Here is a 25,818-nt window from a genome sequence, read left to right as displayed (position 1 = left end):
CCATTCACGACGTGCTCTTGAGGGTGGGCACGCTTCGCTTTGCCCGTCCTACGGCAGCCGAGCTACTTCCCGCCGATCTTCTCCCACAACCAGCGCGCCACGGCGTCGGACGATGAGGACGCATCGTTGCCCGACGCCCGCAGATTGGCCTCGCGCATGTCGGCGATGTCGATCTTGCCGAGCAGCGGCTGCAGCGCCGTCTTCAGCGCCTGATCGTCGCGGTGCCGCGGCGACAGCAGCATAATCGCGTCATAGGGCGGGATCGCGTGCTTGCTGTCCTCGAGCGCAACCAGGTCGTACTTCGCGATCAGCCCGTCGCTGGTGTAGCCCGCGATGACGTCGACCTCACCGGAAGCGACCGCGGCGTACATGAAATCCGGCTGCATCTGCCGCTGGGCGCGGAACGACAGCCCATAGGCCTTCTGGATGCCCGCCCATTCCGGCCGCGAGAAGAATTCGTAATCACCGGCGATCGCCATGCTTGGCGTTCGCGACGCGAGGTCGGCGATCGAGTGGATTCCGAGCTGGTCGGCGCGCTTGCGCGGCATCACCAGCGCATAGGCATTTTCGAAGCCGAGCTCGCCGAGCAGGGTGATGTTCTGCTTCGCCAGCGTGGCCTTCAGCTCGCCCAGCAACTCGGCACGCGGCCTGATATCAGTGTGGTGGAATTGATTGGCCCACAGCGTGCCGGAATAATCGACATAGACGTCGATGTCGCCGGTGGCGAGTGCATCGAAGATCACGTTGGAGCCGAGGCCTGCGCGCGTCGTGGCGGATAGTCCAGCCGATTGCAGCCGCTGGGCGACCAGCGCCGACAATACATATTGCTCTGTGAAGGTCTTGGCGCCGACGACGTAGCTTGCATGTGGGCGCGCGTTCGCCTGCCACAGCGTGGCCGCGATCAGGGCGGCGATGCCGAGGCCGCCAAGCCCGGCCCGCGTGCGGCTGCGGTTGCGCAGGCCGTTCTCGATCAGCGCCAGCAACTGGTCGACGACCAGTGCGAGCACGGCCGCGGAGAGGCAGCCGAACAGCACGAATACCCAATTCTGGGTCTGCAATCCCGCGAAGATGTAATTGCCGAGGCTGGTCTGGCCGATCGGCGTCGACAGCGTAGCGGTGCCGATCACCCACACCGCCGCGGTGCGGATGCCCGCCATCATCACCGGCAGCGCCAGCGGCAGCTCGACCGTGAACAACGACTGCCGCGGTGTCATGCCGACACCCTCGGCGGCCTCCAGGATCGCGGGATCGACGCCAGAAAGTCCCGTGATGGTGTTGCGCAACACCGGCAGCATCGAATAGAGCGCCAGCGCCAGCACCGCCGGCAGGAAGCCGAATGCCGAAAAGCTGAAACCGAACCATGCGCCAGTCAGTGCCGCGAGCGCCAGCAGCAGCGGATAGAACAGCGCCAGCAGTGCGAGGCCCGGCACCGTCTGCACGACGCTGGCAAGCCCAAGCAGCGCGCCGCGCAGCAGCGGCCGGTTGCGGGCGACGATCGCCAGCGGCAGGCTGACGGCGAGCCCGAGTGCCAGCGCGGCGAGGCTGACGCGGACATGATTGCCGAGATAATCTGGCAAATGTCCAAGTGCCTCGCTCCAGCGGGTATCGGCGAACAGGCTCATGCCGCATCGTCTCGCGGGAGCAGCGCGCCCAGCCGCTCGGCCTGCCGCCGCGGCGTGCGCATGAGTTCGCCGACGTAAGGCTCGGTGCTGGCCAAAAGCTCCGCCGGCGTCCCCTGCGCGAGCAGCTTGCCGGCGCGCATCACGGCGACACGATCGGCCAGCAGGATCGCCTCCGTCATGTCATGGGTGATCATCACAGTGGTCAGGCCAAGCTCGTGATGCAGCGAGCGATAGTCGTCGCCGAGCGCGTCGCGGGTGAGGGGGTCGAGGGCGCCGAACGGTTCGTCCATCAGCACGATCCGCGGCCTGGCTGCCAGCGCGCGGGCCACGCCGACGCGCTGGCGCTGGCCGCCGGAGAGCTCATGCGGCAGCCGGTCGCGATACAGCGCGCGGTCGAGCCGCACGAGGTCGAGCAACTCGTCGACCCGCGCCGATATCTCCGGCTGCGGCCAGCCCAGAAGCCTTGGCGTGATGCCGATATTGCTCGCGACGGACAGGTGCGGAAATAACCCGCCGCTCTGGAAGACATAGCCGATGCGGCGCCGCAGCAGGATCGGGTCGATGCCGCTGACATCCTCACCCTCGACCGCGATCTGGCCGCGGTCGGCTTCGATCAGCCGGTTGGCAAGTCTGAGCAGCGTGGTCTTGCCCGAGCCCGAGCCGCCAACGATCGCCAGGAACTCTCCCTCGGCCACGTCGAGCGAGACATCGTCGACCGCCAGCACGCGGCCGCCATCAAAACTCTTGCCGACATGCACATAGGCGATCAGCGGCGTTGCGGGCATTGCGGAGCGGCCTCAAGGTTCACCATCATCAACGACAGTGATAACCCATAAAAGCCGCTTTGACTCGAGCCGAAGGCGCCGTCCCGCGGTCGCGCAGTTGCTGATCCGGTCAGATGCTTGTCAGGACGGCGGCCCGTACCGGCCCGCCTGTGAGCACATCACACATCGTTCTTGGGCACGTATTTGCCCATGATGCACTTGTAGCTCTGCAGTCGCCATTCGTGATACGGCCCGTTCGCCAGCCAGTCGGCGATGCCGATTTGCGCATTGACGGCGCAGGCACTCATGGTGATGCCGGATTGATCGCTGGTGGTGACGACTTTCTCCATGCAGAGCTGGGAATTGCAGAGAATCGCGACGAGCGTAACGAGCATGACGGCCCTTATCGATAGGAATAACCCGGTCTGATTCGATTTATGCAGGGTTCATGCCATTATCAGCCCACGGCCTCGTCGTGAGTCGTTCCGGGAAAATACTGCTTGGCCTGGATTATGGCTACCGGCTGCGCGTAGCCGCACGGCTGCGGATGCGCTATAGTCCGTGCCCAACTACGACGTGAGATCGGGACCAGCGAGGAACGTTGCGCTGTCGGGGCTGCATCGATGATGACGTTACCTGAATTGGCGGCAACCGCCTTGGAGAAGTTTCTCGCCACGCATGTGAGCCGCACGTTCGGGGCGTCGCAAGCACGCTTTGGCGAATTGCTGCCGGCCGCCGCCCGCATTGCCCTGGAATGCATCGGCAACAGCGATGCGCTCTACCACAATGTCGAACATACGATGCTGGTCACGCTCGCCGGGCATGACATCATGTGCGGCCGCGCGTTGCGTACCCACGTCACCGCAGAGGACTACACGCATACGATCATCGCCTGCCTGACCCACGACATCGGCTATGTTCGCGGCCTTTTGAAGGGCGACGGTCCCGACGGTTACGTCATCGACGCCGCCGGCAAGAAGGTGGCGTTGCCGCGCGGTTCGTCGGACGCAGGGCTGATGCTCTATCATGTCGACCGGTCCAAGCTCTACGTTTTGGACCGGCTGCAGGCCGTGATTCCACTCGACCGCGAGCGGGTCGCGCGCAACATCGAGGGCACGAGGTTTCCGGCGTCGGAAGGCCAGCAATATGACGATGAAGCGGCGATTGTCCGCGCCGCCGATTTCATCGGCCAGCTCGGCGATCCCAATTACATCAGGAAAGCCAACGCGCTCTATCACGAGTTCGAGGAGGTCGGCGTCAACCGCCAACTCGGCTACGAATCGCCGGCCGACATCGTCGATCGCTATCCCCAGTTCTACTGGAACATGGTGGCGCCGCACATTCACGGCGCGATCAGCGACCTCAATATGACGGCGAGCGGACGGCAGTGGATCGCCAATCTCTACAGCAACGTGTTTCGCGCGGAACGCGAGATCGGATTGTCCGGTCCGCAGAGCTGATATTTGGCTGTCTCACCGGGTTGCGCGGTCGATGCAAATCGGCGACCTTGGGCCATGCGCCTGCCTCTTGATTGCAATCGCCGTCGTGCCGGTATGACATCCCGTTTCGCGTGGCTGATTGCGGTCGCGATCGGCTGCTGGCCTGCACTCGCCCTGTCCGGGCCGGTCTACGATGTCGATTTGTATGCGCTGGCGAAGCTACACCTGCAAGGCAGTCGCCTACTTCCACAATTTGCGCGGCCGTTCGGAATTTACCGTCGTGCTCGACGACCCCGCCGACAACAGCCACATCGTCTCGTTCTCCGGTGAGAGCGCCGAGCGGACCCAGGACAATCTGTTCGAGGCTTCGGTCGACCGCATGCTGCTCAAGTCGCGCGACCGGCCGAGGGTCGATGGCCTGCCGGTGCCGCAGGTCGAGATGTCGACCGGCTCGTGCCGCCAGATCGGAAGCTTCGTGACGCGGCAAGTGTCCAGCATCACCTGCGCCGCCACCGACCGGAACGGCAAGAAGTACGAATTGAGCTTCGAGTCGGATGGCTCGCCCATCAGGCTGCGCCGGCTGTGACAGGCCTCGTTGCCGAGCGACCGGCAGCGGGCACGCCAGATCGCGCAGATCGAATGCCGCCTCAAGGCCCGCAAGTGCTGCCGCGGGACACCATCGCCTTCATCATCCGTTGCCTCGGAGAAGACGAAGACAGGCCGGCGACGGGCGATCAGCAGTAGCGCGACGGCTATGACTTGACCGCGCGCATCCGCATCTCGCCGCTTTGATCAGCCGGCCTGTTGACTAATTCCGGCCGTTGGAGGAAACGGTCCGAACAACGGAGAATCCGATGCGCTGGAAACTTTATGCGATCGCGGCCCTTGGCGTGTCATTCGCCGGACCCGCCGGTGCGCAAGCCTACGATCCGAACTATCCGGTATGCATGCACTATTATGGCGGTTCGTTCGGCGGAAACTACATCGATTGCAGTTTCACCTCGATACCGCAATGCCAGGCGACGGCGTCGGGCCGTCCAGCGATGTGTTCGGTCAACCCCTATTACGCAGGTCCGCCGCCGCGACGCCGGACGCGTCGTCACCGCTGACACCCCTCAATTTCGCCGATGCGGACCCGGACGCGTTGCGTCCGGTGCGGCGGCGTAGGGTGCGAAGCGTGAAACCGTTTCGTCGACATTGAGTGGGCGTCCGATCGGCGGGAAGGCGCGTTGCGGGCATTCCCGCCGCTGACAGACTTTGCAGCTCACCCCGATCGGCGTCGCGCTCTCGGGGCTCGCAAGGTCGAGCCCGCGCGAATAGACGATCTGCTCGGCGTGCCTGAGATCGCAGCCCAGCGCCACCGCGAACGTCTTGCCCGAGGAGCCGTAGCCGCCGGGACTGTGCGTGACGGTTCGCGCGATCCACAGATAAACGCGGTCGTCGGGCATGCGCGCAATCTGGGTCAGGATCTTGCCTGGGCTTGCAAACGCCTCGTACACATTCCAGAGCGGACAGGTGCCTCCGATGCGCGAGAAGTGGAAATCGGTCGCCGACTGGCGCTTGGAGATGTTGCCGGCGCGATCGACCCGAATGAAGAAGAAGGGAATGCCGCGCGCCGCAGGCCGCTGCAGCGTGCTGAGCCGGTGGCATGCGGTCTCGAAGCCGACGCCGTACTCCTCGCCCAACAGCCCAATGTCGTAGCGAAGCCGCTCAGCCGACGCCAGGAACCGTCGGTACGGCATGATCAGCGCGCCGGCGAAGTAGTTGGCGAGACCGATTCTCGCCAGGCTTTCTGCCTCCTGGCTGCTGAATCGCGACGCCTTCACGAGCTCGGTCACGTCGCGATCGAAGGTCAGCATCGCCACCTGGGTCGCGAGCTGGAAGGCCAACTGTCCCGGCTGCAGCCGCTGCGAGACATGCAGAATATTGGCGCTGCGGTCGAAGCGGCGCTGCGTGCCGGTGGCGTCGGGATCGATGACGATGGACACCTTGTGCTCGCGCGCGAGATAGGTCGTCAGACCGTTGGCCATGGCGCCCGGTGCGAGCGCGAGTTCGGACGACAGGGCCTCCGACGCCTCATCCAGCCGGGGGATGTAATTGTTGTTCGCATAGAAGAAATCTCGGACCTCCTCGTAGGGGGTCGACGGTAGCAGGACGGTTTCGGCTTGGCGGTCTTCGCCGAGTTGTGCGGCCAGCGTCGCGGCCTGTTCGGCCGCCTGGCGATGGCGGCGGTGCAGGCCGATCAGGGCGCGGCCGACCGCCGGCATGTTGATCGCAAGTTCGCGCAACTCCGCGGTCGAGATGGTCTCGCCCAGTGCGGGATCGGCGAGGACGTCACGCAGGTCGGCTATCAGCCGCGCTTCATCGTCCTCGGAGAATGACTGCACGTCGAGGCCAAAGGCGCTGTTCAACGCGAGCAGCACCGGCAGCGTCAGCGGCCGCTGGTTGTTCTCGAGCTGGTTGAGGTAGCTGAGCGAGATGTTGAGTTTGGCTGCGAGGGCGGCCTGGGTCAGGTGCCGCTCCTCTCTCAGTCGCCTCAGGCGGACACCCATGAATGTCTTCTTCATTGGCTCGTCCTCGACTTTGCAAACTTTGCAAAAAGGTTTGAATTCTTACACAAAATTCCACAATTTCAGCCATTTTCAACTGGCCGGCGAGGTGGATATTGCGAAGTTATGGCCGAATGGCAAGGGTCCGGAGCCGAACAGAATGAATTTATCCGCTGTGCGCGACGACCCGGGGCCGGCTGGCGAGACACGCTTAATGGATGTTGTCTTTCCGGATCGCGCCAACCACTACGGGACGCTGTTCGGCGGCAATGCGCTGAGCCTGATGGGCCGGGCTGCCTTCATCGCTGCGGTGCGCCGGGCCCGCCGCAATGTCGTGATGGCGACCTCCAACAAGATCGAATTCGCCGAACCGATCGCGGTCGGCGAGCTTGTCGAGGTGATTGCGCGCGTCGAGCGTGAGGGCCGCAGCTCGATGACGGTCGCCGTCGAGATAATCCGGGAAAATCCGATCAGCGGGCAACGGCGGTCGGTCGTTCGCGGTAGTTTCGAGATGGTGGCGGTCGACGATGCCGGCCGCCCGACCGCGATGGGCGACGTGGCCGATCCGCCGCAGCCTGCCTTTCAATTGACTTGAGCGCAAGGAAGCTTTCGTGAAGCAGCATACCGTTCGCACCTACAAATCCGCCGAGAAGCTCGCGCGGGCCGACCAACTCGCCTGGAAGATCGCGGAAGTGGCCGCCGACCCGGTCGCCGTCGTGCCTGCCGTGGTCGAGATGATCGGCAACCGCATCATCGACAATGCGGCGGTCGCAGCCGCTTCGATCGCGCGCCGGCCGGTGCGAAGTGCGCGCGCCCAGGCGCAGGCCCATCCGTTCCAGCCCGGAGCGACCGTGTTTGGTCTCGCGCCGTCGATGCGCATCTCGCCGGAATGGGCGGCCTGGGCTAACGGCGTCGCGGTCCGCGAGCTCGATTTCCACGACACGTTTCTGGCCGCCGACTATTCGCATCCTGGCGACAACATTCCGCCGGTTCTCGCGGTTGCGCAGCATTGCCGCTTCGACGGTGCGGCGTTGGTCCGGGGACTTGCGACCGGTTACGAGATCCAGGTCGACCTCGTGAAGGGGATCTGCCTGCACGAGCACAAGATCGACCACATCGCCCATCTCGGGCCCTCCGCGGCGGCCGGCATCGGCACGTTGCTCAACCTGCCGACTGAGACGATCTATCAGGCGGTGCAGCAGGCGCTTCACGTCACCACGACGACCCGGCAGTCGCGCAAGGGTGAAATCTCGAGCTGGAAGGCCTACGCACCCGCCTTCGCCGGCAAGATGGCGATCGAGGCCGTCGACCGCGTCATGCGCGGCGAGGGCGCGCCGTCGCCGGCATGGGAAGGCGAAGACGGCTTCATCGCCTGGCTGTTGTCCGGACCGAAGGCCGAATATACCGTGCCGCTGCCGGAGAAGGGCGAGGTCAAGCGCGCCATTCTCGACACCTACACCAAGGAACACTCAGCGGAATATCAGAGCCAGGCGCTGATCGATCTCGCGCGCAGACTTGGACCCAAGATCGGCGATCTCTCCAAAATCGAGAGCATCGTGATCCACACCAGCCACCACACCCATTATGTGATCGGCACCGGCGCCAACGATCCGCAGAAGATGGACCCGAGGGCTAGCCGCGAAACGCTCGACCACTCCATCATGTACATCTTCGCCGTCGCGCTGGAGGACGGCGGCTGGCACCACCAGGCGTCCTACGCACCGGAGCGCGCCGGGCGTCCCGAGACCGTCGCGCTGTGGCACAAGATCTCGACGCTTGAGGATCCCGAGTGGACCCGGCGCTATCACAGCATCGATCCGCGCCAGAAGGCATTCGGCGGCCGTGTCGTCGTCACGCTCAAGGGCGGCTCGATCATCAGCGACGAGATCGCGGTGGCGGATGCCCATCCGCTCGGCGCGCGGCCGTTCGCACGGCCGCAATACGTCGCCAAGTTCCGCAGCCTTGCCGACGGCGTCATCGCGGCTGCCGAGCAGGATCGCTTTCTGGCCACCGTCGAACGCCTGCCATCACTCAGCGCAGGCGAGTTGAGCGGGTTGACCTTCAGCGTTGCGCCAGACCGTCTCGGCGGCGCGCAACCGTCCGGCATCTTCGATTGGAAAAAATAGCAGCCGCGCCGCGGCGGCCGAGCAGGAGGATATGATGGCTGACGAGACCAAGACGGCCGTGAAGCCGGCACCGAAGAAATCCGTCGCGCTGTCCGGCATCGTCGCCGGCAACACAGCGCTCTGCACGGTCGGCCGCACCGGCAACGATCTGCACTACCGCGGTTACGACATTCTCGACGTCGCTGAGAGCTGCGAATTCGAGGAGATCGCCCATCTGCTGGTGCACGGCACGCTGCCGACGCCTGCGGAGCTGTCCGCCTACAAGGCCAAGCTGAAGGGCCTGCGCGGTCTGCCGGGTGCGGTCCGCGCGTCGCTCGAGGCGCTGCCGGCCGCGGCGCATCCGATGGACGTGATGCGGAGCGGCGTCTCGACGCTCGGCTGCGTCTTGCCGGAGGCTCACGATCACAATCATCCGGGCGCCCGCGACATCGCCGACCGGCTGATGGCGTCGCTGGGGTCGATGCTGCTCTATTGGTACCACTTCGCCCATCACGGCCGCCGCATCGAGGTGGAAACCGACGACGATTCGATCGGCAGCCATTTCCTGCACCTGCTGCACGGCGAGGAGCCGTCGGCCTCGCACGAACGGGCGATGCACACTTCGCTGATTCTTTACGCCGAGCACGAGTTCAACGCCTCGACCTTCACCGCGCGGTCGATCGCCGGTACCGGCTCCGACATCTATTCCGCGATCGCGGGCGGGATCGGGGCGCTGCGCGGTCCCAAGCACGGTGGCGCCAACGAGGTCGCATTCGAGATCCAGAAGCGTTACGCCGACGCCGACGAGGCGGAGGCCGATATTCGCCGCCGCCTCGAGGCCAAGGAGGTCGTGATCGGCTTCGGCCATCCCGTCTACACGATTGCTGATCCTCGCAACAAAGTGATCAAGGAAGTCGCACGCCGGCTGTCGCGCGAGAACGGGTCGATGAAGATGTTCGAGATCGCCGACCGGATCGAGACGGTGATGGGCCAGGCGAGGAAGATGTTCGCGAACCTCGACTGGTTCAGCGCGGTGTCCTATCATGCGATGGGCGTGCCGACGGCGATGTTCACGCCGCTGTTCGTGATCTCGCGGACCTCGGGCTGGGCCGCTCACGTCATCGAGCAACGGATCGACAACAAGATCATCCGCCCCTCGGCGAATTACGTCGGCCCGGAGAACCTGACCTTTATCCCGCTCGGGGAGCGCGGCAAGTCGCCGTCTCCGGTGCGGGCCGCATAGGAGCCGTCATGCCGTATCTTGTCGCCGCCGATCTTCCCTCCGAGAGTGCCGGGCGCAGGTTTCGTGCTCTACTACGCGAACCCGGCATCCTGCAGCTACCGGGCGCACACAACGGCATGGCGGCGCTGCAGGCCAAGGCGGCGGGCTTCAAGGGGCTCTATCTGTCCGGCGCGGCGATGACGGCGTCGATGGGCCTGCCCGATCTCGGGGTGATCACGGTCGACGAAGTCGCGTTCTTCGTGCGTCAGGTTGTGCGTGCATCCGGCCTGCCGGTCCTCGTCGACGGCGATACCGGTTATGGCGAGGCCTTGAATGTGATGCACATGGTTCGCGTCTTCGAGGAAGCGGGCGCCGGCGCGGTCCATCTGGAGGACCAGTTGCTTCCCAAGAAATGTGGTCACCTGAACGACAAGAAGCTTGCGGATGCCCACGACATGGCGGCCAAGGTGCATGCTGCGGCGAAGGCGCGCCGTGATCTCGTGGTGATCGCGCGCACCGATGCCGCCGCGAGCGAAGGCCTCGATGGCGCGGTGGCGCGCGCCAAGCTCTACATGGAAGCCGGCGCGGACGCGATCTTTCCCGAGGCGCTCAACACGGCCGAGATGTTTCGCGCCTTCGCCGAGCGGATGCCGGGCACGCCGTTGCTGGCCAACATGACCGAGTTCGGCAAGACGCCGTTCTTCACCGCCGCCGAGTTCGAGGCGATGGGCTACGCGATGGTGATCTGGCCGGTGTCGTCGCTGCGGGTGGCGAACAAGGCGCAGGAGTTGCTTTACACGGCGCTCGCGCGCGACGGCAGCCCCCACAAGATGATCGACCGGATGCAGACCCGCGCCGAGCTCTACGCGATGATCAGGCTGCACGACTACGAGGCGCTGGATGCCTCGATCGTCGAAACCGTCATCCCCGAAGGCATGCCGCAGCGCTGACACGGCTTGGAGTGAAACCAAAGAGGCCGCCAACGCGGGCGGCCTCGCAATGGGCATTTATCGTTCTGAGCTAATTCGCTACGCCCTCGGTGATGAAAGACGTGGATTTGATCGCCTTGTCTCGCAATGGGCGAAGTGCCGTCCAGGCTGCCGAGCTGCGCGAAGCCTGGGCCTTTTCGAGGCTATCATAGACCACAATGGTCACACGTTTTGGCGCCGTGCCTTCGAGCGCGACAATCTTCCCGCCTCGAGCCAGAAATGTTCCGCCAGTCGACTTGATCACCTCACCGACTTTCGGGAGAAACGCACTTTGCGCTTCCTGATTGATGACCTCGATCTCCGTGACGACATAGGCCTTCGGCGACGACTGCGCGTGAAGGCCCTGGATGGCGACGGCGCCAACCGCGATGCCGGCAAGCATGGACAAGGCAACGGTGTATTCTGTTTTCATGTGATACTCCCTATGATCTTTGGCTTATGTCGATGCGCGCCACAGGTGAGTGCGCGCATTCGCTGACCGTTAAATTCCTGAGTCGAAAACAATGATTGCCGATGGATCAGGCTGCAACGCTCGCAAGCGGAGAATTCGGCGTGTCTCCGTTTTATCTGCAGCTCTCGGCCAGCAAAAACGCTTGGCCGCGCCGGGAGGCTACACCGTCAATGGATCAGTGCCTACGTCTGTTTGGGCCCGGATAAGGCGAAATGCCGGCTGCTCGTGAGAGGCCTTGCAGCCCGGCTTGACCCGCTCAGGGCTTGTTGTCTCCAACCAGCTTGATGGCGTCGAGCATCGCCTGACCATATTGATCGGCGAAAATCCGAATCGCGGCCCGTACGCTTTCGATCGAAAATCCATGTCTCCAACGAGACGGATCTTCAACGATCTGCTTCTTCCAGAACAGGAATTTCTGATCGATCAACGCCTGGCTGTTATCGGCGGACATGTCGATGACGAGAACCAGCTTGTCTGGCTCGCCTCTGGCATTGGAAGGGGACCAGCCAACCAAATAGGGCCCCTCGCCATCGAAGTTGGCGTGTTGAAGCTGCGCATCGCGGATGGCGGCCTCCGAGGCGTTGAGATCATAGTGAGCGACCGCGAAGTCGCAGTCGTCGTCCCTGGCTTGCTGGGCGTCCGGATTATCGAGCGGCCAGATCGTGATCATCTGATCTTTCAGCGGAGCGCTGGCGGTTTCCTGACGAGGAAAGAACGCGACGAAGGAATTGCAGACCATCGTCAGCTTGGATCGATTCGCTGAGGTGGCTTTCGAATGGAAAACGACGAGGCCGTATGCGCCGGCTCCGACCGGAGGAATCTCCTTCGCGCGCACATACGCGCGGACCGGCTCGAGGGGCGTGGTAACAGAGCCGCTATCGCCGGCGGTGGTCGCAGCACGGCCGGGGCGGACGGCAGCTCGATGCGGGGTGAACCCGCCACCGCCGCCGCCGGAGTCTTCGACGGCGCCCCCGGTGTCGTGGCCGGCGTGCTCGACAGCTGGGTGTTCGACAGCCGGCCCGGCCTCGTGGCCCGCGCCCTCCACGGCAGGCCTGGCGTCGTGACTTTTCTCGATTGCATGCCCGGCGTTGTGGCCGGCATCCTGGTGGGCCTTCTCGGCGGCTCTTGCGGCCTCTTCCAGCGCCCTGCACGCGGGGGGATCAAGTCGACACTCGGCGTGAGCACTGCCGGAAAAAATAATCGCAATCAGCAAGACGAATAAAAATCTAGCTCGTGTCATCGTGGCCACCTGCTGCAGGGGCTTTGAGAAACAACTTGCCCACAAATGTTATCACGACGCTTGCAATGAAACAGAAAACCGTACTTGCGACCACGATAAATATCGTTCCGGCGCTGGTGTCGGGCCGAACCCACCAAACCATCGCAATCCCCAGGAACAGTCCTATGGCGGTGGCGAATCCGTAGCTCTTCAATGTTGGGCCCATTGGCTGCCGCGCATTGATCAGGCCGCTCAATTTATGAGTGAGTTTGCCTTAGATTGCATCCGAATTGCAACACGCAAGTTGTGCAAGCCATTGTGGTTTGGCGAGGCTCGGATGAGCGTTTCGGGTCAAAAGGCACAGTTCCAGCGCGTCCCGGCACAGATCGGCGCCAGCCTCAAAAGCGGACGTCTCGCGTTGTATGAGTACGCGCCTTACGCGGGCGCACCCATCACATAGGGCTTCAATACCGCGTAGAGCATGCTGTGCGTCGGCGTCGGCACGCCGAGCTTGCGGCCGAGCTCGACCACCTTGCCGCTCAGCCAGGGCAATTCGAGCCGGTTGCCGCGCTCGAGATCGAGCGCCATCGAGGCCTTCATGGCCGGCGGCGCATGTCCGATGAAATCGAGCACCTTCGCAAGTGCGTCCGGAGGCAGCTTGATGCCGCTGGCGTGGCCGACCGCGATGGTTTCCTGGCAGGCCGACACGAACAGCGGACGCAGATCGGGATCATCGCGCAGTTTGCCCATCGGTTGCCTTGTGACTGATGTCATGCCGGCATTGGTGGCGAGCCCGACGAACTTCATCCAGAGCTCGGTGACGATCTGCTCGCTCAGCGTCGCATCGAAGCCGGCCTTCAGGCAGAGCGCCAGGAAATCCCTGCCGCGCGGTGTATTGCTTCCGTCGAGTTCGCCGAAGATCATGCGCATGAAGGTGCCGACCTGGTTGATCACGCCGGGCTTGATGATCGACGCGCTGATCTGCGCGACGCCGCCCATCACGGCGTTCGGTCCCAGAATCGGGATCAGCCGTTCCGGCGCGTCGATCCCGTTCTGCAACGGGATCACCGCGGTGTCGGGACCGACCATCGGCTTGATATGCTGACCGGCGCTCTCGACGTCCCAGAGCTTGACGCAAAACAGCACCACGTCGACCGGGCCGACGCTGGCCGGATCGTCGGTCGCCTGGGTCGGCACCAGATGGGTTTCGCCTCGGCCGCCCTGAATCTTGAGCCCTTCGCTGCGCATGGCCGCGAGATGGGCGCCGCGCGCGATGAAGGTGACATCGGCTCCGGCATGCGCCAGCGCCGCACCAAAGCCTCCACCCACGCCTCCAGCGCCAACGACTGCAATCCGCATGATCTGTCTCCTGGCCCGGCTCGCCGAATGGCCCGGGGACCGGGCGCGCTGCCGTAGTGATCGCAGCAGCCTTAACGATGTCCGGCCAATTCTCAACCGGCTATCCCTAAAAACTGCGTGAAGCGATCGTTTTCCGGCCCGGAGCAGCCGCCGCCTGCGCCATCTTCCTGCGTTGAACTTGCCCGCTCGAATCGCTAAGCCATCCCCGAAAGTTCGGGAGGCAGACGCGGTGGAGATAACAGGGCCGACGGCGGTCGCGCTTGACGACGCGACGGTGGCGTTCCGGTTGGCGGATGGACGGGTCTATACCGCGGTCGAGAAGGCAAATCTTTCGGTCGCCCATGGCGAGTTCGTGGCCATCGTCGGGCCGACGGGTTGCGGAAAGTCGACGCTGCTGAACGTTGCGGCCGGACTCCTGAGGCCGGCGGCGGGCGCCGTGCGGATCTTCGACAAGCAACTGGCGGGTCTCAATCGCGATGCCGGCTATCTGTTTCAGGCCGACGCGCTGTTCCCGTGGAAGACTGCGATCGACAATGTCGCAATTGGCCTCGAGATCACGGGTACGCCGCGGTCGGAGGCGCTGGCGCGCGCGCAAAAATGGCTCGCCTCGGTCGGGCTCGGCGCCTTCGCGGGCCGCTATCCGCACATGCTGTCCGGCGGCCAGCGCAAGCGCGTTGCCCTCGCGCAGGTGCTGATCCGCGATCCAAAAATCCTCCTGATGGACGAGCCGTTCGGCCCGCTCGACGCGCAGACCCGGCAGATCATGGGCAATCTGCTGCTGGAATTGTGGACCGCCGACCGCAAGGCGGTGCTGTTCGTCACCCACGATCTCGAGGAGGCGATCGCGCTCGCCGACCGCGTCGTGATCATGTCGGCGGGTCCCGGCGCCCGCATCATCGGCGACTGGCGTATCACGCTGCCGCGGCCGCGCGATATTGCCGAGATCCGCATGGAGAAGGACTTTCACGCCCTGCACCGCGAGATATGGAGCGTGCTGAAGGACGAGGTGATGAAGGGCTACGTCCAGTCCTCGCAGGCGGGGGCGGCCTGATGTCGCGTGTGACACTGTTGTTGCTGCAAATTCTGGTCGCCGTCGTCGCGCTGGCGCTGTGGCAAGTCTTCACCACGGTGCCGCTGTTCGGCAAGATCCTGCTGCCGCCGTTCTTCTTCTCGAACCCGCTCGACGTGATCAGCCAGATCGTCAAATGGTTCGCCACCGGGGTGATCTGGAAGCATCTCGCGATCACCTTGTGGGAATCGATCCTCGCCTTCGTGATCGGCTCTGCCGCCGGCATCCTGGTCGGCTTCTGGTTCGCGCGGCAGCCGCGCGTCGCCGACGTGTTCGATCCCTATGTGAAGATGGCCAATGCGCTGCCGCGCGTGGTGCTGGCGCCGATCTTTGCGCTGTGGTTCGGCCTCGGCGTCTGGTCCAAGGTCGCGCTCGGCGTCACGCTGGTGTTCTTCATCGTGTTCTTCAACGTCTACCAGGGCGTCAAGGAAGTCCCGACGACGGTGCTCGACAACGGCCGCATGCTCGGCATGAGCGAGCGGCAATTGATGCGCCACGTCTACTGGCCCTCGGCATTGTCCTGGATGTTCTCCTCGCTGCATACCTCCGTCGGCTTCGCGGTGGTCGGCGCCGTCGTCGGCGAATATCTCGGCTCGGCGGCCGGCCTCGGCTATTTGATCCAGCAGGCCGAAGGCGTGTTCGACGTCGCCGGCGTGTTCGCCGGCATGTTCGTGCTGTCGGCGTTTGTCATCCTGATCGACATGGTCGTGACCGCGGTGGAGAAGCGGCTGCTGGTCTGGCGGCCGACGGCGGCGCCGCGAGACTAGGACGGGCGAGGCGAGGTTGATCGCCACGGGCAATGACATAAATGGAGCGATGCCCGACGTGGCCGCCACCGAGGCTCCCGTCATAGCACCGCTCAAACCAAAGAGAGTCTGCCTATGCGTCCCCACATCATCTGCCATATGGGCACGTCCATCGACGGCCGCCTTCATCCAAGCCGCTTCACCTCGGTGGCCGCAGACATCTCGGCCAGTGCCTTGCGCGGACACTATGAGAAGATCCACGACGGTTTCGACGCCGATGGATGGATCATCGGCCGCAAGACCATGAGCGAAATGGCCAAGGGCTCCGAGCGGTACGTCGCCAATGCGCCGAAGGTCCCGCGCGAGGCTCACGTCGCCAATCGCAACGGCCGCAAGCTCGCGGTCGGCATCGATCCTTCGGGCCGCGTCCATTATGGCAAGGACAATGTCGGCGGCGATCACGCCGTTGCGGTGCTCGGCGAGCAAGTCTCCGACGCCTATCTCGCGGAGCTGCGCGAGGACGGCGTGTCCTACATCTTCGCCGGCGCGAAGGGCGACGATCTGCCTCGCGCGATGGAGCAGCTTGCCTCGGTGTTCGCCGTGAAGACAATGCTTCTTGAAGGCGGCGGCGGGATCAACGGCGCATTCCTCAAGCACGGGCTGATCGACGAATTCAGCACGCTGATCCATCCAGCCGTCGACGGCGTGGCTGGAACACAAAGCATTGTCGACTATCACGGCCCGGAAGGTGATCGCCCCGGTGCCGGTCAGGCGCTTCGGCTGACCCACTGCGAGACGCTTGAAGGCGGAATGGTCTGGCTGCGCCACGCTGTGGAGCGCGCACCCGGTTCAGCCGCCTCCTGACCGGACGCGATTGCAGCGTCTCCGTCACGCTTCAGTCGCGGCGGGGGCGGCGCAGCGTGAAGGTTTCGAATGGGGCCAACTGACCGTCTGGTCCCACGACGTCGTAATAGACGACCTTGATCGAGGTGGTGCCTCCGCGCGCCGGACCCGGATCGAGCGTGAACGCCGCAAAGCCGTAGGCATGCGCGGCATTTCGCACCGCCGACCAGGGCGCCGGCTCCTTGATATAGACAGGCGGACGCTTTCCGGTCTTCGGGTCGGGTTCGCCGACCGCGGTGATCACGCGGCACGCCGGTGGGTTGAAGAACAGCTGGTTCGAGGGGACGGACGTTCCGCCGCCGCCGATCACCATGTGGACCGTTCCCTGGGTCGTATCGATCACGTCGGTTGCGCGCGCAGCCGGCACCGGCGTCAGCGTCGCATTGGACTCCCGGCCGCGGATCGGGTGCGAGCGCTCGTAATGGTGCTCGTGCCCGCACACTACGAGGTCGACGCCATACTTGTCGAACAGCGGCACCCATTCCTCGCGGATCCCGAGATCCGCGCCGTTGAACATGTCCGCCGTCGAGATTGCGACCTGGTGCATGCACACGACGACCCAGTCGATATCATGATCGTCGCGGGCCGCGGCCAGCTCCCTTTCCAGCCAGGTCTTTTGCGCGCCTTGTGAATAGCCGCGGACGTAGGAGTTGCCGCCGTCCTGGTAACAGATGTCGTCGTTGGCGATGCTGATCACGCGCATCGAGCCGGCGGTGAAGGCGTACCAAAGTCCACGCGTGACCTCGGTCTGGCCGGCGGCTTCCGGCACCGCGAAAAAGGTCTGATAGGCCTGATACCCGATCGGTCCATTGCCGAGTTCGTTTTCGTGGTTGCCGGGCGAGGGCATCCAGGGGCGTTTGCGCGCGCTGCGGCTGTTGTTGTCCCAGAAATCCCACCAGGTCCGCACCCGGTCCTCGGCAAGATTGGCGTAGCAGAGGTCGCCGTTGAACAGGTGAAACAGCGGTCTTAGCCGTTCGACGCCGAGCGTGGTATCGCCCGCCGCGGGCGAGCCGAGATTGTCGTTCACAAAGGGGGGATTGGGGATCGTCACGCCTTCAGGCGGCACGAACTTCTTGCCGAGCGTCGGCGTGCCCTGATCGCCGAAGCTCGTGAACGTGAACGGCGCGCGGCCACGCGGCGCGGTGCGGAAAGTCGCGAACTCCGGCTCGGCGCCGTCATGCATGGCGCCATAGAGATAGGCCAGGTCAGCCTGCAGTCCGCTGAGCTTCGCATGATAGGCATAGACGTGCTGGCCGGACTTGCCATCGGTGTAACTCGTCGCCTGGGCCGCGACCGTTTGCTCGAGCTTGCCGTCGAGATGTCCGAGGATGACGCGGGGATTTTGAACGGGCTGAAGCGTGTGCCAGGACACCACCATTTCAGACGACGAATCCGTGCCGAACTGCAGGTGTAATCCTGCGACCGGAGGTGTCGCCACCGGATCGGACGCTTCGCGCGAGAGGGGGGCGGCCTGCGCGCTTCCGCTTCCGACGAGGGAGGCCGCCACGACAGCCGCGCCGCCGATGCCTGCCGCCGCGAGCAGCCTGCGGCGACTGAGATCGAGGTCGAATGTTTCGCTGTCGGATGCAGTCATGGCGGGGGATACCATATTGGCTGAAAGAGCTTTATCGGAACTTGACGACAGTTCGGCGAACGGGCCTGCGACGGATCTGGTGGTTGCGCCTCAGCGCCTGCAAAGCCCCACACCTGGATCAGCGCGACCGCGAGATCACATCCGTTCGCGCGCCGGTGTCGACTCCATCAGCCCGCGGATCCTCTCCACCACATCAGGGTCCGTCGGATTGTAGACCACCATGGCGAGATCCGGCCGGCCATCGATTGCGAATGCGGAATATTCGAAGGAGACGGGACCGAGGATCGGATGGCTGAGGTGCTTGATACCCTCGCCATGGCTGCGGACGTCGTTGTCGCGCCACATCGCCGCGAATTCGGGGCTCAGCCGAGACAGTTCATCGACAAGCGGTTGCACCTCCGCCGCTGCACCTGCACGCGCCGCATCCACCCTGAACGCACCCAGCACGAAGCGCGCCACGCTTTCCCAGTCGGCTTGCGCAGCTCGGACACGCGGATCGAGAAAGATGAAGCGCAGGACGTTGCGCTCGTGCGGTGGCAGCGCACCATAGTCGGTCAGCATGACGGTCGCGGCTCGATTCCAACCCGCGATGTCCCATATCGCGGTCCTGATGATCGCGGGGCACGGCTCCAGCGCGTCGAGCACGCGCTGCAGCCGTGGCGTGATGCCCTCGTTCTTCTGGTAGCGCACCTCGGGCGAGCGGCCGAGGCCGAGCAGAAAGAGATGCTCGCGCTCGACGTCCGTCAGCATCAGTGCACGTGCGATGCGGTCGAGCACGTCAGCCGAAGGCGCGCCGCCGCGGCCCTGCTCGAGCCAAGTGTACCAGGTCGGGCTGATATTGGCGCGCTGGGCCACTTCCTCGCGGCGGAGGCCAGGCGTGCGCCGGCGTTCCGAAGGAAAGCCAAGCGCATCGGGATCGAGCTTGGCGCGGCGGCCCTTCAGATAGGTCCCGAGAAGATTCTCGTGAGTGAGGTGCTCGCTCATCCGGTTAGCTATTATACCATGATAAAGTCACTACTTTACCATCATAGCCTAACAGCCGAGATATGTCTCCAACGAAACAAGGAGACTTCCTCATGTGTGTTTTCGTCACCGGTGCGAGCGGATTTATCGGCATTCCCGTCGTCAGGGAGCTGATCGCCTCCGGACATAAAGTCCTCGGTATGGTCCGTTCGGACGAAGGAGCCAAATCCGTCACCGCCACTGGCGCGGACGTTCTCCGCGGTTCGCTTGAAGATATTGATAGTCTGCGCAAGGGGGCAACCGCTTCGGATGCGGTCATTCATCTGGGCTTCGTGCACGACTGGTCGAACTTCGCAAAGAGTTGCGAGACCGACCGCCGTGCCATCGAGACTTTGGGTGCCGTGCTTGCGGGATCCGACCGGCCGCTGATCGTGACAGGCGGATTGGCGGGATTGGCCGGGCCCGGCCAGATCGCGACCGAGGACAACGTGATATCGCCGGATTTCCCGTTCCCCCGCGTGTCGGAACAGACGGCCCTGGCGCTGAAGGGCGTCCGCGCGGCGGCCATGCGTCTTCCCCAAGTCCATGACCCGGTCAAGCAGGGCCTCATCACGCCCCTGATCGAGGTGTACCGCGAGAAGGGCGTGTGCGCCTATGTCGGCGACGGAAGCAACCGCTGGCCGGCGGCGCATGTTCTCGACGTCGCGCGTCTCTACCGGCTGGCGATCGAAAAGACAGAGCCGAACGCGAGATATCACGCCGTCGCGGAAGAGGGGGTCCCGATCCGCGATATTGCTGAAACGATTGGGCGGCGCCTGAAGCTGCCGGTCAAATCCATCACCCCGGAGGAGGCCCAGGCCTTCTTTGGCTGGCTGGGCACGTTCGTGGCATTCGACATGCTGGCCTCCAGCGAGCAGACGCGCAAGAAGCTCGGTTGGACTCCGACCGGGCCGGGGGTGCTCGCGGATCTCGAGCAGTTGCGCACCTAGGACAGCTGAAGCTCGCTCTTCAGAAACGCAACGGAGGCGCTGCGACGAAAGCGCCTCCGCCGTCGCAATCGATCAAGCAAGGATTTTTCGCATGCGCGTGTTTGTCACTGGCGCCACCGGCTGGGTCGGCTCGGCCGTCACCAGGGATCTGATCGCCGCCGGCCATCAGGTGCTCGGCATGACCCGCTCAGACAAGGGGGCGGAGGCGCTGGCCGCCGATGGCGCCGACGTTCACTACGGAACGCTCGAAGACCTGGATAGCCTCAAGAGCGGCGCGGCGCAGTCGGATGCGGTGATCCACTGCGCCTTCAATCACGATTTTTCCAGGTTCGCCAGGAATTGCGAGGATGACCGCCGTGCCATCGAGGTGCTCGGCGCTGTGCTCGAAGGATCGAAGCGCCCGCTGATCACCACGTCGGGCGTGGCGCGGGTGGCACAGGGCCGCGTCGCGACCGAGGACGATCCGCCGATTCCGGTCTCGTCTGCCTATCCGCGTGCGTCCGAAGCGACGACGATGGCGGTGGCGGCGCGTGGCGTGCGCGCCACGGTGGTTCGGCTTCCGCCCTCGGTGCATGGTCATGGCGATCACGGCTTCGTGCCGCGTCTCGTCGGCTTTGCGCGCGAGAAGGGCGTCTCCGCCTATATCGGAGAAGGGCTGAACCGCTGGCCGGGGGTGCATCGCCTCGATGCGGCGCGCGTCTATCGCCTTGCGCTCGAGCGCGGCGCCGAAGGCGGGCCGTTCCATGCTGTGGCCGACGAAGGCGTGTCGTTCAAGGCGATCGCCGAGGTGATCGCCTGGCGCCTCAACATTCCCTTGGTGTCGAAGTCGCAGGAAGAAGCGATGGAGCATTTCGGCTTCTTCGGCAGGTTCGTGAGCTTCGACGTGCCGACTTCGAGCGCGCGCACCGGGTCGCTGCTCGACTGGCAGCCGCAGCAGCCCGGGTTGATCGCCGATATCGATCATCCGGCTTATTTCGCGCAGTAGGGAGAGCGAACCATGAACGGTGGCACTATGTCGCTCGATGGCAAGCGTGTGATCGCAATCGGGGGATCGTCGGGGATTGGCTTCGCCGTTGCTGCGCTCGCGCAGGGGCGCGGCGCGGAAGTGGTAATTGCGTCCAGCAACGCGGCCAATGTCGATGCGGCGGTCACGCGCCTGCCTGGATCTTCGGGCATCACCGTCGATCTGCGCGACGAAGCCAGCGTATCGCGCTTCTTCGATCAGGTCGGCGCGTTTGATCATCTTGCGATCACGGCCGGCGATTGGAACAACTCAAGATTTGCCGCGACGCGCGATCTCGATCTCGTCGCCGCGCGCGACGGTATGGCCGTCCGCTTCTGGGGCTCGCTCGCGGCGGTCAAGCATGGCTGCCGCGTGATCGCTCCTGATGGTTCGATCACGCTGACCGGCGGCATGCTGGCGCATCGTCCGCGAAAGGGGATGCCGTTCGTGACCGCATCCGGCGGAGCGATGGAGGGCCTGGCCCGTGGGCTTGCCGTCGATCTCGCGCCGGTGCGTGTCAACGCGGTCTGCCCCGGCCTCATTCTCACCGAGCCCGTCAAGAAGATGCCCGAGGAGATGGTGCGCGGCTACGTGGCGGGCTTGCCGCTGCCCCGCGCCGCGTCACCGGGCGAGGCGGCCATGGCCTATGTCTATCTGATGCTGAACGGCTACGTCACCGGGCAGACGCTTCCGGTGGATGGCGGTGGTCTGCTGGTGTGAGACGCACAGCGCTGCACGGCTTTGCCACCCTGCGCAACTGATTCAGAGAGGGAAGCACCGCATATAGGCGGCGAACAAACCTTCGTCGCTGGGACTGACGAGCTGTGAGTCGATTGCATCGGCCAGTTCAAGGTCGCGGTTCTGCACGCGTAACCATGCCTGGGTGTCCGCCGTGATGCGCAAGGCCGCATCTCCCACATGACGTCCGGGCGTCACCTTGAGGTCCTTTCCCTTGATCGCGACAGTCAACTCAAGCGCGGTTGCGCCGGTGAAGCTCAGATGCGTCACGAGATCCAGACCTCTCGCCCTGCCGCGCTGAAATCCGAGCGAGAGCGAAAAAATGTAGGCCTGGATGCTGCCGGTGTGGCGGCCCGACGCGACATGCTGAATCTTCTTGTGCGGAAAGCGCCGCGTCACCGTATCCTCGGCGTCGGTATCCGGGATCACGTAGACCAACTCGTCCTTGTCGATCAGCGGCTTGACCACGTCTGCGAAATGCGTGTCGCGATCTTGCAGAAACGGTCCGATCACATCTTCGCCGGCCGGACAGGCCGAGATGCAATAGGCCGCCTTGTAGCCCGGCTTGAACGAGAGCGATTGCCAGATGTTCAACGTTTCGGTGCGGGGAACGCGGGCGCGGTAGTCCTTTGCGTCTTTTGAATCCGCGACCTTTTCGACCCATTGTGCGAAGTTGCCGAGAAAGTCGTGATAATTGTGGGTGTGGCAGGACAGGAAATCAAACCCGCCGTCCGGCTTGATCGCTCCGACCGGGCAGGCGGCGACGCATAATTTGCACTCCAGGCAGGGATTGTAGTCGATCGGCTGGTCATAGGCGTCCACCTCGCGTCCAAGCAAGATGGTGCCGAGCAGGACGAAACTTCCGAATTTCGGATGGATGACGCTGCGATGGATGCCCATGCGCCCCAAACCCGCTTCCACGGCGATCGGCTTGTGCTGGACCATCATGATCCGGGGCAGGTCCATTTCCATCGGGAAGGCGGCGACGGCATTGCAGGACGGGATGCCGTGCTGTTCGAGCGCGCGAACGATGGCGCGTCCGGTTTCGTTCACGTGATCGTAGGTGCCGTGGAACTCCTCGTTGGCGACGGAGCGCGCGGGAGAGCGCACCGGTTCCCGGTTCATGTGGCAGGCGATCGCGAGCAGGGAACGGGTCCGGCCGTAGACCTTTCGAATATAGTCCCGCTGCGGCGCGATCGCCGCCCGGTCGAACTCGATGATGCCGACATCATCGGCTCCGCACGCCAGCGCGATCTTTTTCAAGAGTTCCGCAGAAACCGGGGCGTCGTCGACCTCCCGGCTGTTGCGAGCGCGCACAGCCCTGACCGTGGGGTGATCGTCCAAGCTCATGGCGGTTGCCCTACATAGAATGTCATGCGTCATATTATGAGACGACCCAGTTCGGGGCAAGTCAATTATATGTCGAGTATCATTTAACGGAATGGTCGGGGCGACGCGGGAGGGGCGGGGAAAATCGTAGGGTGGGCAAAGCGCAAGCGTGCCCACCCTCGCGAGCACGGTGTGAATGGTGGGCACGGCGCAAGGGCGCCTTTGCCCACCCTACACGTCACGAACGAGCCGGGACTCAATCCAGCAGCTTCGTATCGTCAGGCGCCTGCGGTGGGGTCTTGATCGCGATCGCCTTGATCGGGCGGCCGTTCGGCTTGGTGCCGCCATGTGGCGTGCCCTTCGGGATCACGATCAGATCGCCCGGTTTCACCGTGATCTCCTTGTCGCCGAACCAGACCGTGCCGGTGCCTTCGAGGATATATTGCAGCTCGTTGGTGTTGGGATGCATGTGCTTCGGCACATTGCCGTCCTGGATCGAGACGGTGGCGCCGTCGGCGGAGACGAACATCTTTGAGCGGAAACCGATCTTGTTGGCATCGCCGAGCTTGTCGCCCTCCATCTCGCCGGTGTGGATCACCTGCGCGGTGATGGCATCGGCGGCGAGCGCCGGCCGCAGCAGATGGGTGACGCCGCAACCGGCGGCAAAGGCTGCGGCAAGCGACAGCGTCGTGGCAATGCGATTCATTGAGAGGCCTCCCCAAGTGTTTCAAGTGTTTTTTGTGGGGCGGATGCTATGCCGCGGATGCAGGCTTGACCAGCTATCGGAAAGTCGCCTTCTCAAGCCCGCCGTGCTGCACTATCGTGCCGCCGAATTTCGAAGCGGAGGACGTCATGAGGACGATGTTTGGCAAGGTCGCGGGCGCATTGATGGCGCTTGCCATGAGCACAGGCCTTGCCGCGGCGCAAACGAAAATCACCATCGCGGTCGGCGGCGGCGCCTGCCTGTGCTATCTGCCGACGGTGCTGGCCAAGCAGCTCGGCGAATACGACAAGGCTGGGCTCGCGGTCGAACTGGTCGACCTCAAGGGCGGCTCGGACGCGCTGCGAGCGGTGCTCGGCGGCAGTGCCGATGTCGTCTCCGGCTACTTCGACCATTGCGTCAACCTCGCGGCCAAGAAGCAGGAGCTGCAGTCCTTCGTGGTCTATGACCGCTATCCCGGCCTCGTGCTGGTGGTCTCGCCGAAACACACCGCCGAGATCAACTCGGTCAAGGATCTCGCCGGCAAGAAGGTCGGCGTCAGCGCACCGGGCTCGTCGACCGATTTCTTCCTGAAATACATGCTGAAGAAGAACGGCCTCGATCCGATGGGCACCTCCGTGATCGGCGTCGGTCTCGGCGCGACTGCGATCGCGGCGATGGAGCAGGGCCAGATCGACGCCGCCGTGATGCTCGATCCGTCCGTGACCGTGCTGCAGGGCAGTCACGCCGACCTCAAGATCCTCAGCGACACCCGCACCCAGCACGATACGCTCGCGGTGTTCGGCGGCGAATATCCGGGCGGCGCGCTCTATTCCACCACGGTCTGGGTCAACGGCCACGAGAAGGAAGTGCAGGCGCTGACCAATGCGATCATGGCGACACTGTCCTGGATCCACTCGCATTCGGCCGAGGATATCATGGCGAAGATGCCGGACGAGATCGTCGGCAAGAACAAGGAGCTTTATCTCGCCGCGCTGAAGAACACGATCCCGATGTTCTCGGAGACCGGCAAGATGGATCCGAAGGGCGCCGACGCGGTGCTCGCGGTGTTCAGCGAGGGATCGCCGGAGGTGGCGAAGGCCGGCATCGACGTGACCAAGACCTACACTAATAAATATGTCGAGCAGGTCAAGAAGACCACCGGGATGAATGCCAAGTAAGCATGATCCGGAAAAGTGTGCAGCGGTTTTCCGATAAGATCATGCTCAAACAAAGGGCCCGGTGAACTGCATGCAGTCTCCGCTGATTCATCGCGTGACGACACTTGAGCTGGCGTTGCAGCGACGGCCCTGGCCGTTCGCGGACCAGCGCCGCGCCGAGATCGACGCGCACTTCGCCGCCCAGCAGCGCGCCAATCCGAGCCTGTGGAACGGCCGCGTGCTGCTCGGCCGGGATCCGGTGTTCGCGGGCGATCGGCTCAGCGCCAATTATTTCGAGACCGATTTCGCAAGCTTCCTCGCCTGGCGCGACTGGGGCTTTCCAGACAGGGAGGTCTTCAACGGCTTCGGCATGGGCGCGCTGCTGGCGAGCGACGGCGCCTTTGTGCTCGGCGAGATGGGCCAGCACACCTCGAATCCCGGGCGGATCTACTTTCCATCGGGTACGCCCGATCTCAACGACATCAGGGGCGATACCGTCGATATCGCCGGCAGCGTGCTGCGGGAACTCGAGGAGGAGACCGGGCTGACGCCGGCGGATTGTCGCGCGGATGCCGACTGGCACTGCGTCTATACCGGGCCGGCGCTGGCGATGATGCAAATCCTGCGCATCGACATCTCAGGCGAGGCGCTGCGCGCGCGGCTCGAGGCCAATATCGCGCGGCAGGACGATCCCGAACTCGCCGCGATCCATCTGGTGCGCAGCCGCGCCGATCTCAACGCCGCGATGCCGCGCTTCGTCACGGCGTTCATCGAGACGCAGCTTTCAGCGTAGCGCCGCTGTTCTGCAACCATGTGATGACCCGCTGGTCGGTGCTGCGCCGCGCCGATGCAGCCATTGCGCTTGACATCCTCGGTCGCTCCCCCTGTGATAGGCCGCATCAAGA

The 25,818-nt window shown here is 64.1% G+C and carries 26 protein-coding genes; 15 read left to right on the top strand and 11 right to left on the bottom strand.

Features of this window, described 5'->3' with window-relative positions; translation table 11 throughout:
- Positions 1-62: 62 nt before the first annotated feature.
- The 3 genes from ACP2YO_RS37605 to ACP2YO_RS37595 all read right to left on the bottom strand — a co-directional run bounded on the left by ACP2YO_RS37605 (position 63) and on the right by ACP2YO_RS37595 (position 2,781).
- Positions 63-1,622, bottom strand: a complete 1,560-nt coding sequence (locus ACP2YO_RS37605; protein WP_426436106.1) for an ABC transporter permease/substrate-binding protein — start codon at positions 1,620-1,622, stop codon at positions 63-65.
- Positions 1,619-2,407, bottom strand: a complete 789-nt coding sequence (locus ACP2YO_RS37600; RefSeq protein WP_426436105.1) for an ATP-binding cassette domain-containing protein — start codon at positions 2,405-2,407, stop codon at positions 1,619-1,621. Before ACP2YO_RS37600 ends, ACP2YO_RS37605 begins: the two co-directional genes overlap by 4 nt.
- 158 nt (positions 2,408-2,565) lie before the next feature.
- Positions 2,566-2,781 (bottom strand): hypothetical protein, encoded by a 216-nt coding sequence (locus tag ACP2YO_RS37595; RefSeq protein WP_426436104.1) that lies wholly within the window; start codon positions 2,779-2,781, stop codon positions 2,566-2,568.
- Positions 2,782-3,009: 228 nt separating this feature from the next.
- Between ACP2YO_RS37595 and ACP2YO_RS37590 the strand changes: the two genes are divergently transcribed.
- The 3 genes from ACP2YO_RS37590 (at position 3,010) to ACP2YO_RS37580 (ending at position 4,934) form a co-directional block, all read left to right on the top strand.
- Entirely contained in the window at positions 3,010-3,846 is an 837-nt protein-coding gene (locus tag ACP2YO_RS37590; protein ID WP_426436103.1) for a metal-dependent phosphohydrolase, read from the top strand.
- A gap of 184 nt (positions 3,847-4,030) precedes the next feature.
- Entirely contained in the window at positions 4,031-4,411 is a 381-nt protein-coding gene (locus tag ACP2YO_RS37585; RefSeq protein WP_426436102.1) for a hypothetical protein, read from the top strand.
- Between the two features lie 268 nt (positions 4,412-4,679).
- The gene (locus ACP2YO_RS37580; RefSeq protein ID WP_426436101.1) at positions 4,680-4,934 is read left to right on the top strand and encodes a DUF3551 domain-containing protein; all 255 of its coding nucleotides are present in this window, start codon (positions 4,680-4,682) and stop codon (positions 4,932-4,934) included.
- A 6-nt stretch (positions 4,935-4,940) separates the two neighbouring features.
- Here ACP2YO_RS37580 and ACP2YO_RS37575 read toward each other — a convergent pair whose 3' ends face one another.
- Positions 4,941-6,392 (bottom strand): short-chain fatty acyl-CoA regulator family protein, encoded by a 1,452-nt coding sequence (locus tag ACP2YO_RS37575; protein WP_426436100.1) that lies wholly within the window; start codon positions 6,390-6,392, stop codon positions 4,941-4,943.
- A gap of 196 nt (positions 6,393-6,588) precedes the next feature.
- Here ACP2YO_RS37575 and ACP2YO_RS37570 point away from each other — a divergent pair, with 196 nt between their 5' ends.
- Genes ACP2YO_RS37570 through prpB form a run of 4 tightly spaced genes read left to right on the top strand, consistent with a single transcriptional unit; the run spans position 6,589 to position 10,651 of the window.
- Entirely contained in the window at positions 6,589-6,969 is a 381-nt protein-coding gene (locus ACP2YO_RS37570) for an acyl-CoA thioesterase (protein ID WP_426443409.1), read from the top strand.
- Between the two features lie 16 nt (positions 6,970-6,985).
- Entirely contained in the window at positions 6,986-8,500 is a 1,515-nt protein-coding gene (locus ACP2YO_RS37565) for an MmgE/PrpD family protein (protein ID WP_426436099.1), read from the top strand.
- Positions 8,501-8,531: 31 nt separating this feature from the next.
- A complete protein-coding gene (gene prpC / locus ACP2YO_RS37560; protein ID WP_426436098.1) occupies positions 8,532-9,722 on the top strand; it encodes a bifunctional 2-methylcitrate synthase/citrate synthase in 1,191 nt (396 codons plus the stop codon).
- Between the two features lie 8 nt (positions 9,723-9,730).
- On the top strand, positions 9,731-10,651 hold the full coding sequence (gene prpB / locus ACP2YO_RS37555) for a methylisocitrate lyase (RefSeq protein WP_426436097.1): 921 nt from the start codon (positions 9,731-9,733) through the stop codon (positions 10,649-10,651).
- A 70-nt stretch (positions 10,652-10,721) separates the two neighbouring features.
- Here prpB and ACP2YO_RS37550 read toward each other — a convergent pair whose 3' ends face one another.
- The 3 genes from ACP2YO_RS37550 to ACP2YO_RS37540 form a co-directional block, all read right to left on the bottom strand.
- Positions 10,722-11,072 (bottom strand): DUF1330 domain-containing protein, encoded by a 351-nt coding sequence (locus tag ACP2YO_RS37550; protein WP_426436096.1) that lies wholly within the window; start codon positions 11,070-11,072, stop codon positions 10,722-10,724.
- Between the two features lie 325 nt (positions 11,073-11,397).
- Positions 11,398-12,354 carry a hypothetical protein gene (locus tag ACP2YO_RS37545; protein ID WP_426436095.1) on the bottom strand — a complete coding sequence of 319 codons (957 nt, stop codon included), beginning with the start codon at positions 12,352-12,354 and terminating at the stop codon, positions 11,398-11,400.
- A gap of 441 nt (positions 12,355-12,795) precedes the next feature.
- A complete protein-coding gene (locus ACP2YO_RS37540) occupies positions 12,796-13,719 on the bottom strand; it encodes a ketopantoate reductase family protein (protein ID WP_426436094.1) in 924 nt (307 codons plus the stop codon).
- A gap of 235 nt (positions 13,720-13,954) precedes the next feature.
- Between ACP2YO_RS37540 and ACP2YO_RS37535 the strand changes: the two genes are divergently transcribed.
- The 3 genes from ACP2YO_RS37535 (at position 13,955) to ACP2YO_RS37525 (ending at position 16,398) form a co-directional block, all read left to right on the top strand.
- Positions 13,955-14,770: an ABC transporter ATP-binding protein gene (locus tag ACP2YO_RS37535; RefSeq protein ID WP_426443408.1), complete on the top strand. Its 816-nt coding sequence runs from the start codon at positions 13,955-13,957 to the stop codon at positions 14,768-14,770.
- On the top strand, positions 14,770-15,555 hold the full coding sequence (locus ACP2YO_RS37530; RefSeq protein WP_426436093.1) for an ABC transporter permease: 786 nt from the start codon (positions 14,770-14,772) through the stop codon (positions 15,553-15,555). Before ACP2YO_RS37535 ends, ACP2YO_RS37530 begins: the two co-directional genes overlap by 1 nt.
- Before the next feature lie 114 nt (positions 15,556-15,669).
- The gene (locus tag ACP2YO_RS37525; RefSeq protein WP_426436092.1) at positions 15,670-16,398 is read left to right on the top strand and encodes a dihydrofolate reductase family protein; all 729 of its coding nucleotides are present in this window, start codon (positions 15,670-15,672) and stop codon (positions 16,396-16,398) included.
- Between the two features lie 31 nt (positions 16,399-16,429).
- On the opposite strand, the gene ACP2YO_RS37520 is transcribed toward ACP2YO_RS37525, so the two are convergent.
- Complete coding sequence (locus ACP2YO_RS37520) at positions 16,430-18,031, bottom strand: purple acid phosphatase family protein (protein WP_426436091.1); 1,602 nt, start codon at positions 18,029-18,031, stop codon at positions 16,430-16,432.
- Positions 18,032-18,166: 135 nt separating this feature from the next.
- The gene (locus tag ACP2YO_RS37515) at positions 18,167-19,015 is read right to left on the bottom strand and encodes a helix-turn-helix transcriptional regulator (RefSeq protein ID WP_426436090.1); all 849 of its coding nucleotides are present in this window, start codon (positions 19,013-19,015) and stop codon (positions 18,167-18,169) included.
- 92 nt (positions 19,016-19,107) lie between these two features.
- Between ACP2YO_RS37515 and ACP2YO_RS37510 the strand changes: the two genes are divergently transcribed.
- The 3 genes from ACP2YO_RS37510 (at position 19,108) to ACP2YO_RS37500 (ending at position 21,706) form a co-directional block, all read left to right on the top strand.
- The gene (locus ACP2YO_RS37510; protein ID WP_426436089.1) at positions 19,108-19,983 is read left to right on the top strand and encodes an SDR family oxidoreductase; all 876 of its coding nucleotides are present in this window, start codon (positions 19,108-19,110) and stop codon (positions 19,981-19,983) included.
- 91 nt (positions 19,984-20,074) lie between these two features.
- Entirely contained in the window at positions 20,075-20,968 is an 894-nt protein-coding gene (locus ACP2YO_RS37505; RefSeq protein WP_426436088.1) for an SDR family oxidoreductase, read from the top strand.
- Between the two features lie 12 nt (positions 20,969-20,980).
- Positions 20,981-21,706: an SDR family oxidoreductase gene (locus ACP2YO_RS37500; RefSeq protein ID WP_426436087.1), complete on the top strand. Its 726-nt coding sequence runs from the start codon at positions 20,981-20,983 to the stop codon at positions 21,704-21,706.
- A 42-nt stretch (positions 21,707-21,748) separates the two neighbouring features.
- Here ACP2YO_RS37500 and ACP2YO_RS37495 read toward each other — a convergent pair whose 3' ends face one another.
- Positions 21,749-23,230: a 4Fe-4S binding protein gene (locus tag ACP2YO_RS37495; protein ID WP_426436086.1), complete on the bottom strand. Its 1,482-nt coding sequence runs from the start codon at positions 23,228-23,230 to the stop codon at positions 21,749-21,751.
- Between the two features lie 79 nt (positions 23,231-23,309).
- The gene (locus ACP2YO_RS37490) at positions 23,310-23,759 is read right to left on the bottom strand and encodes a cupin domain-containing protein (protein WP_426436085.1); all 450 of its coding nucleotides are present in this window, start codon (positions 23,757-23,759) and stop codon (positions 23,310-23,312) included.
- A 146-nt stretch (positions 23,760-23,905) separates the two neighbouring features.
- Here ACP2YO_RS37490 and ACP2YO_RS37485 point away from each other — a divergent pair, with 146 nt between their 5' ends.
- Positions 23,906-24,934 (top strand): ABC transporter substrate-binding protein, encoded by a 1,029-nt coding sequence (locus ACP2YO_RS37485; RefSeq protein ID WP_426436084.1) that lies wholly within the window; start codon positions 23,906-23,908, stop codon positions 24,932-24,934.
- Between the two features lie 70 nt (positions 24,935-25,004).
- Complete coding sequence (locus ACP2YO_RS37480; protein WP_426436083.1) at positions 25,005-25,706, top strand: NUDIX hydrolase; 702 nt, start codon at positions 25,005-25,007, stop codon at positions 25,704-25,706.
- Positions 25,707-25,818 lie beyond the last annotated feature (112 nt).

This window comes from Bradyrhizobium genosp. P, from assembly GCF_049949265.1.
Lineage (GTDB): Bacteria > Pseudomonadota > Alphaproteobacteria > Rhizobiales > Xanthobacteraceae > Bradyrhizobium.
This window is presented reverse-complemented; position numbering and strand designations above follow the sequence as displayed.

Bases quoted from the DNA above. Each gene is read 5' to 3' on its own strand.
- ACP2YO_RS37595 (WP_426436104.1), bottom strand. From the start codon at position 2,781: ATGCTCGTTACGCTCGTCGCGATTCTCTGCAATTCCCAGCTCTGCATG.
- ACP2YO_RS37500 (WP_426436087.1), top strand. From the start codon at position 20,981: ATGAACGGTGGCACTATGTCGCTCGATGGCAAGCGTGTGATCGCAATC.
- ACP2YO_RS37525 (WP_426436092.1), top strand. From the start codon at position 15,670: ATGCGTCCCCACATCATCTGCCATATGGGCACGTCCATCGACGGCCGC.
- ACP2YO_RS37605 (WP_426436106.1), bottom strand. From the start codon at position 1,622: ATGAGCCTGTTCGCCGATACCCGCTGGAGCGAGGCACTTGGACATTTG.
- ACP2YO_RS37590 (WP_426436103.1), top strand. From the start codon at position 3,010: ATGATGACGTTACCTGAATTGGCGGCAACCGCCTTGGAGAAGTTTCTC.
- ACP2YO_RS37485 (WP_426436084.1), top strand. From the start codon at position 23,906: ATGAGGACGATGTTTGGCAAGGTCGCGGGCGCATTGATGGCGCTTGCC.
- ACP2YO_RS37505 (WP_426436088.1), top strand. From the start codon at position 20,075: ATGCGCGTGTTTGTCACTGGCGCCACCGGCTGGGTCGGCTCGGCCGTC.
- prpC (WP_426436098.1), top strand. From the start codon at position 8,532: ATGATGGCTGACGAGACCAAGACGGCCGTGAAGCCGGCACCGAAGAAA.
- ACP2YO_RS37570 (WP_426443409.1), top strand. From the start codon at position 6,589: ATGGATGTTGTCTTTCCGGATCGCGCCAACCACTACGGGACGCTGTTC.
- ACP2YO_RS37600 (WP_426436105.1), bottom strand. From the start codon at position 2,407: ATGCCCGCAACGCCGCTGATCGCCTATGTGCATGTCGGCAAGAGTTTT.
- ACP2YO_RS37530 (WP_426436093.1), top strand. From the start codon at position 14,770: ATGTCGCGTGTGACACTGTTGTTGCTGCAAATTCTGGTCGCCGTCGTC.
- ACP2YO_RS37575 (WP_426436100.1), bottom strand. From the start codon at position 6,392: ATGAAGAAGACATTCATGGGTGTCCGCCTGAGGCGACTGAGAGAGGAG.
- ACP2YO_RS37510 (WP_426436089.1), top strand. From the start codon at position 19,108: ATGTGTGTTTTCGTCACCGGTGCGAGCGGATTTATCGGCATTCCCGTC.
- ACP2YO_RS37520 (WP_426436091.1), bottom strand. From the start codon at position 18,031: ATGACTGCATCCGACAGCGAAACATTCGACCTCGATCTCAGTCGCCGC.
- ACP2YO_RS37550 (WP_426436096.1), bottom strand. From the start codon at position 11,072: ATGCTTGCCGGCATCGCGGTTGGCGCCGTCGCCATCCAGGGCCTTCAC.
- prpB (WP_426436097.1), top strand. From the start codon at position 9,731: ATGCCGTATCTTGTCGCCGCCGATCTTCCCTCCGAGAGTGCCGGGCGC.
- ACP2YO_RS37480 (WP_426436083.1), top strand. From the start codon at position 25,005: ATGCAGTCTCCGCTGATTCATCGCGTGACGACACTTGAGCTGGCGTTG.
- ACP2YO_RS37580 (WP_426436101.1), top strand. From the start codon at position 4,680: ATGCGCTGGAAACTTTATGCGATCGCGGCCCTTGGCGTGTCATTCGCC.
- ACP2YO_RS37540 (WP_426436094.1), bottom strand. From the start codon at position 13,719: ATGCGGATTGCAGTCGTTGGCGCTGGAGGCGTGGGTGGAGGCTTTGGT.
- ACP2YO_RS37515 (WP_426436090.1), bottom strand. From the start codon at position 19,015: ATGAGCGAGCACCTCACTCACGAGAATCTTCTCGGGACCTATCTGAAG.
- ACP2YO_RS37490 (WP_426436085.1), bottom strand. From the start codon at position 23,759: ATGAATCGCATTGCCACGACGCTGTCGCTTGCCGCAGCCTTTGCCGCC.
- ACP2YO_RS37585 (WP_426436102.1), top strand. From the start codon at position 4,031: ATGCGCTGGCGAAGCTACACCTGCAAGGCAGTCGCCTACTTCCACAAT.